Source organism: Ilyobacter sp. (genome assembly GCF_041583315.1).
Lineage (GTDB): Bacteria > Fusobacteriota > Fusobacteriia > Fusobacteriales > Fusobacteriaceae > Ilyobacter.
The window spans coordinates 1-4,960 of sequence record NZ_JBFHGC010000179.1; the positions used below are offsets into that span (position 1 = coordinate 1).

The window sequence follows — 4,960 nt, forward strand, 5'->3', positions numbered from 1 at the left end:
CACCCCATGAAAAGGTAGATAAGAGTGGAAACGAAGGTAAACCTTCCTGTAAATTTTATTTTGAAGATTATCCCCATGAGCGTGAGTACCCACTGTATACAGAGCAAAATAATTGCCACTTTTCCCTCTACTACAGTGAGCAGATAGGGTGTATAAGAACTAGAGATCAGTATGTATATGGCAGAGTGATCAAAGATCTTGAAAAGTTTCTTTGTTTTTCCAGGCTGTAAAATATGGTAAGTTCCTGACATGGAGTAGAGCAGTATAAGAGCAGCACCAAAAATGCTAAAACTGACTAAGTGTGCTGTAGTTCCAAAATTTAATGCTCTGAATATAAGAAGTACCATACCGTATACTGCAGTCAGAGCACCGAGATAATGGGTGATTGAATTCATATATTCTTCTAATTGATTATGTTTTGTCATAGGCGTTCCTCCATTTACTTATTTGCTATAATCTATTATACCACATTCCTAACTAAAATAGTCAAGAATTGGTTTTAAAAAATAATAAATTTTTTTTAATGTGAAATGACGGAATGTTTAAAATTAGTTGAATATTGCATATTTTTCTACTATCTAAGAGTTCACTGGGTAATAATAAGAAAATAGACTCTTAAAAAAATCTAAATGTCACAATAAAATAACACATGTCACTAAAAGTACATAGTTGTCTAACGCCCATAAAATAAAGCTTCGAATCTGTGGTTGTTTTTTTTACCAATTTGCTAAGGTTTGACTTTTTTTTAGAAAGTATATATAATCTTTTTAGGAAAGGTCTAACAAAATTTTAATTATGAGGAGGTATAAGGTGAAAGTAAGAATTAAAAAGATTCTAGAAGAAAAGGGAAGATCAATTTACTGGCTAGCAATCCAGTGCAATGTTACATATAAAAGTATGTTTAATCTGGTTAATAACAAAACATCTTCAGTAAAGTTCATGCTGCTAGAAAGAATATGCAATGTACTAGAAGTAACTCCTAACGATGTATTTGATTTTGAAAATTAAAATAGGGGCTTTCGAGCCCCATTTAGTTTACATAAATATTTGAAAAGAATACTCCGGTAGCACGTTTTTTCCTGCATACTGGACATAGCTTGTTATAAGGAACACCTTTATCATCCAATTCACTTTTAAAATTTTTCTTGCATTTCAAACATGTTATAGCTTTTGACCTCACTTTAGCTTCCATAACATACCCCTCCTATTTGGGACACAATAATTTATTCTTTAGACGAACTTTTTAAATAAAAAGTTTATTTTTTTGCACATTAATTAAAAGTCCTATAATTTATTGATATTAAATTTTTTTGTAAAAAAATAAAAAATAATATATAATAATCAATATAAAATACTAAAAAGAATAGGAGAATATTTGTAATGAACATAGAAATAAAAAAGGTAATACTGGATTTAAAAACCGGACAGGAAAATTTAGAATTTGAAAAACTTTATGAAAATTCATATAAAGAAACCTTAAAAAGAGAAACGATAAAAAAGAAAGAAAAAATTCACTGGGCTGCAGTCTTTCATATAGAAGATGATGAAATCGAAATGGAATTTGCTGTAGACACAAAGGGAAATTACCTGACTTACCTGGATCTGGAGGGATACATAAATGGTGAAGCGGCAGAAATAGATGAGGGGAGTGCACTCCATCTGGTTACCCGTGAGAGCAATATATACCAGGCTATGTGCTTTATGGAGGTAAAAAAACTCAAGGTACTTCCAGAGGAAAAATTAAAGGCTTTGGAATATAGCCTTTTTCCAAAATTTGCCCAGGGCTTCATAGCAAGTGATATGGCAGGGGACAGTAATATATCTGAGTTTATGGAATTGTTTACTCCTGTTCTTTCTAAGCTGGAATTAATAAAAAAAATAGATATCAGCTGTGAATGGGTCGAAATTATAGGGGGAGACAGCGAATCACAGAAAAGGTTTGAAAATTTTCTGAAAGAATATGTAGAAAAGGATCTCTTCTTCGTATATTATGACACTGAGTATGGTGAGATGCTTTCGAAAAAAGAGTTTAACGAACTTTTTTCCCAGGGGATAAAATATAAACCCAATACTGAAATTTTGGACCTTTATGAGTAATATCTCTATATAGAAAGAAGGCAGCCTAATCGCTGCGTTCTTTCTATATTATTTTTACTCTGAATATTATTATCTCGTCTCCTTCTGGAGTAATGTGGATAAAATTTACTGTGTCCACATCCTCATACTGAATCTCGTCTACTTTACAAACTATTTTTGTGTCATTATCTAAAATCATGACGAAAAGTTTATTGAGTTTTGAGATCTCTTTCACAGATCCTACAGAATCTATCTCTATCAGTTCCCACCTCGACTCCACCATGACTTCTTTATTCATCATAAGGCTTTTAAGCTTTTCTAATTCCATAATACACACTCCTTTTAAATACAGGGTTAAATATAGTTTATATATTGATTCATAAATACTTTTACAAGAGTTAATCAAAAAATCCTCTGTCTTAAATATAATTTGATAAATATAAAAGTTATCTTTCTCAAAGAAAGATAGTTCTTTCTATAAAACCTCTCTTTGTGGTAAAATACTATAAGTGTAAAGTAACAGGGAGGAAAGAGATTAGTGAGAAAAAAAATAAAAGAAACAATAGTAGTAGAGGGAAGAGATGACATAACTGCAGTGAAGGCAGCAGTTGATGCAGAACTTATAGAGGTAAACGGGTTTGCTGTAAGAAAGAGAACCACACTGGAGAAGATAAAAAATGCCCAGGAGAGGACAGGAGTGATAATCCTCACTGACCCAGATTTTGCAGGGGAAAAGATAAGAAAGACAATAGAAGACTATGTCCCAGATGTGAGACATGCATATATCGGCAGAAAAGAGGGGACCAGGCTAAAAGACGGGAATGTAGGGGTTGAAAATGCCTCTCCAGAAGTTATTCTGAGGGCACTTATGGATGCCAAATGCAAACTGGTAGACAGAAATGATATATTTACCCCGATGGACATGATAGAGCATGGCCTAGTAGGTGGGGATGAATCTAAGGACAAGAGACAGAAATTAGGTGTAGAGCTAGGCATAGGATACGGAAACGGTAAACAGTTCTTAGCCAAGCTTAATCACTTTGGAATAACAAAAGATGAATTTATGAAGGCAATGAAAAAATAGGCTCGCAGCTGCGAGCCTATTTTTTATTGCTCTCTTTTTCTTTTTCTTTCTTTTTATGCTTTTTTTTATATTTTTTCACTTTTTTCAGATCTTCTATAATGTCTTCCATCTCTCTCTTGCTCATATCTTCCTCCTCTTAAAATTAGTCTCTTTAGAATATTATTTGAAAATAAATAAATATTCCTTTTACAATATAAAGAGGAAAAACAGCAAGTATAAAAAATATTACTTTAGAGAGTAACAGAGGAGGTATAAATATGTTTACAGAAAAAATTATTATAAACAAGGGAGCCGTGTATCTGCTTTTTGATAAAAATGAAAGTTTTATAGGAAGAGCTTTTATAGAGGATCTCAGTGAAAGCCCCATCAAAATATTTACATATGTAAATAAAAAATATGAAAAACAGTATGAGGATATTGCAGGAGCAGTAACTAAAGCATTGAGAGAGGACTATAAGGGGACAAGTAAGATAAAGATGGAATTTTTATTAAATTTTCTCACAGAAGACACCACAAGAACTGTTATTTTAGATTAGGAAATATAGCAGACAGAATAATTTTGATTCTATAACCTTAAAAAGAGAAAAATTTGGAAAATTAATTAAAAGTCCCCTGTTTAGTTAAACAGGGGAGAGGTTATTTCTTGTACAAATGAAAAATCAGCAATCTTCATCGTTTGTATAATTCTCAAAGCCAGGATAAAACTCTTCTTCATCTTCTTCAGAAGAAAGCATTTCCAGGATATCTTCTTTGCAGTTTTCCAGCTTCAGATGAGCAGGCAGTGGAGCTTCATCCAGAAACTTAAAGCTCTCGTCCCTTAGTATAGGGAGAAAAAGATAAGGAAGCGGTCTGTCAAACTCTGAAAAATACGAATGTTCCCCGAATGCTCCCCCCTGTTTAGATGCCTTATTCATCTCTCTGGCATATTTAGTGTGGTTGGAACAGTCATGGACAAGCATATCCCATTTTTCCTGAGAAGCCATTTTCATAAACTTATATGTAATTTTTCTGGACCACGTTGGCGAAAGGTATCCGTTTTTATAAACATAGAATTTTTCTCCGATGTAGTTGTTTATATTGTCGGGACCCATATGAAATTCTGCACAATTCATAAAGTCAAGTCCAAGGGAGAGTATCTGCTCTTTTTTCTCCATAAAGCTCTCATAGAATTCAGGAGTCATGGGAGTTTCTATTCCCACAGATTTGAAATATTTTTTAGCAGTTTTCATAGCCTCTATAACTTTATCAGAACAGTTGGCGGCCCCTAAATTAAATCTCAGCTCGTCTAGTCCGCTTTCTGCAAGTTTTTTTAGATTTTCATCTGTACAGAGAACTCCATTGGTATACATATGCTGATGTATTCCGGCATTGCTAAATTTTTTCACAACAGAATAATATTTCTCTATCTCCATAAAAGGCTCTAGATACACATAGGCTACTCCAGTCGGATTTTTCTGTATGGAAAGAAGGAGTTCTATATCCTCTTCTTCGTATAGATTATCTCCTATATCCCACATTCCGTCTGGGATCTGGTCTACATCATCCATGGAGTCATGGTAATAGCAGAATTTACATGTGAGGTTGCAGGTATGCGTCTTTCTGATACCTCCCAATCCGTCACCGAAAAGACACGAGAGACATCCTTTTGGGAAATTGTTTTCCTCTCCCACATAGTATGTTCTTCCTTTAAGATTTTTCAGGTCAGGAATATCATTCTGAAGTATTTTTATTTCATTTGTATAGGCTTTTTCTATCTGCCTCATAGTGGATCTTATTATATCGTTATATTCTTCAAAGACC

At 33.5% G+C, this 4,960-nt stretch carries 8 protein-coding genes; 4 read left to right on the forward strand and 4 right to left on the reverse strand.

The features are described from left to right. The coding region (locus ABZA26_RS07505) for a hemolysin III family protein (RefSeq protein WP_372713902.1) at nucleotides 1-425 on the reverse strand (425 nt) is incomplete at its 3' end. A gap of 385 nt (nucleotides 426-810) precedes the next feature. Here ABZA26_RS07505 and ABZA26_RS07510 point away from each other — a divergent pair. Next, nucleotides 811-1,008 carry a helix-turn-helix domain-containing protein gene (locus tag ABZA26_RS07510; RefSeq protein WP_372713903.1) on the forward strand — a complete coding sequence of 66 codons (198 nt, stop codon included), beginning with the start codon at nucleotides 811-813 and terminating at the stop codon, nucleotides 1,006-1,008. 22 nt (nucleotides 1,009-1,030) lie between these two features. Here ABZA26_RS07510 and ABZA26_RS07515 read toward each other — a convergent pair whose 3' ends face one another. Beyond that, a complete protein-coding gene (locus tag ABZA26_RS07515) occupies nucleotides 1,031-1,192 on the reverse strand; it encodes a hypothetical protein (protein WP_372713904.1) in 162 nt (53 codons plus the stop codon). A 188-nt stretch (nucleotides 1,193-1,380) separates the two neighbouring features. Here ABZA26_RS07515 and ABZA26_RS07520 point away from each other — a divergent pair, with 188 nt between their 5' ends. Then, entirely contained in the window at nucleotides 1,381-2,097 is a 717-nt protein-coding gene (locus ABZA26_RS07520; RefSeq protein ID WP_372713905.1) for a hypothetical protein, read from the forward strand. Between the two features lie 43 nt (nucleotides 2,098-2,140). Here ABZA26_RS07520 and ABZA26_RS07525 read toward each other — a convergent pair whose 3' ends face one another. Continuing rightward, nucleotides 2,141-2,404, reverse strand: a complete 264-nt coding sequence (locus tag ABZA26_RS07525) for a hypothetical protein (RefSeq protein WP_372713906.1) — start codon at nucleotides 2,402-2,404, stop codon at nucleotides 2,141-2,143. Between the two features lie 210 nt (nucleotides 2,405-2,614). Here ABZA26_RS07525 and rnmV point away from each other — a divergent pair, with 210 nt between their 5' ends. Together rnmV and ABZA26_RS07535 are read left to right on the forward strand one after the other, a co-directional pair. After that, entirely contained in the window at nucleotides 2,615-3,160 is a 546-nt protein-coding gene (gene rnmV, locus ABZA26_RS07530) for a ribonuclease M5 (RefSeq protein WP_372713907.1), read from the forward strand. 257 nt (nucleotides 3,161-3,417) lie between these two features. Next, nucleotides 3,418-3,696, forward strand: coding sequence for a hypothetical protein (locus tag ABZA26_RS07535; protein WP_372713908.1), 279 nt, complete (start codon nucleotides 3,418-3,420; stop codon nucleotides 3,694-3,696). 123 nt (nucleotides 3,697-3,819) lie between these two features. Here the strand turns inward: ABZA26_RS07535 and ABZA26_RS07540 are convergent. After that, nucleotides 3,820-4,960 (reverse strand): radical SAM protein (locus ABZA26_RS07540; RefSeq protein ID WP_372713909.1); only part of this gene is annotated, 1,141 nt, incomplete at its 5' end.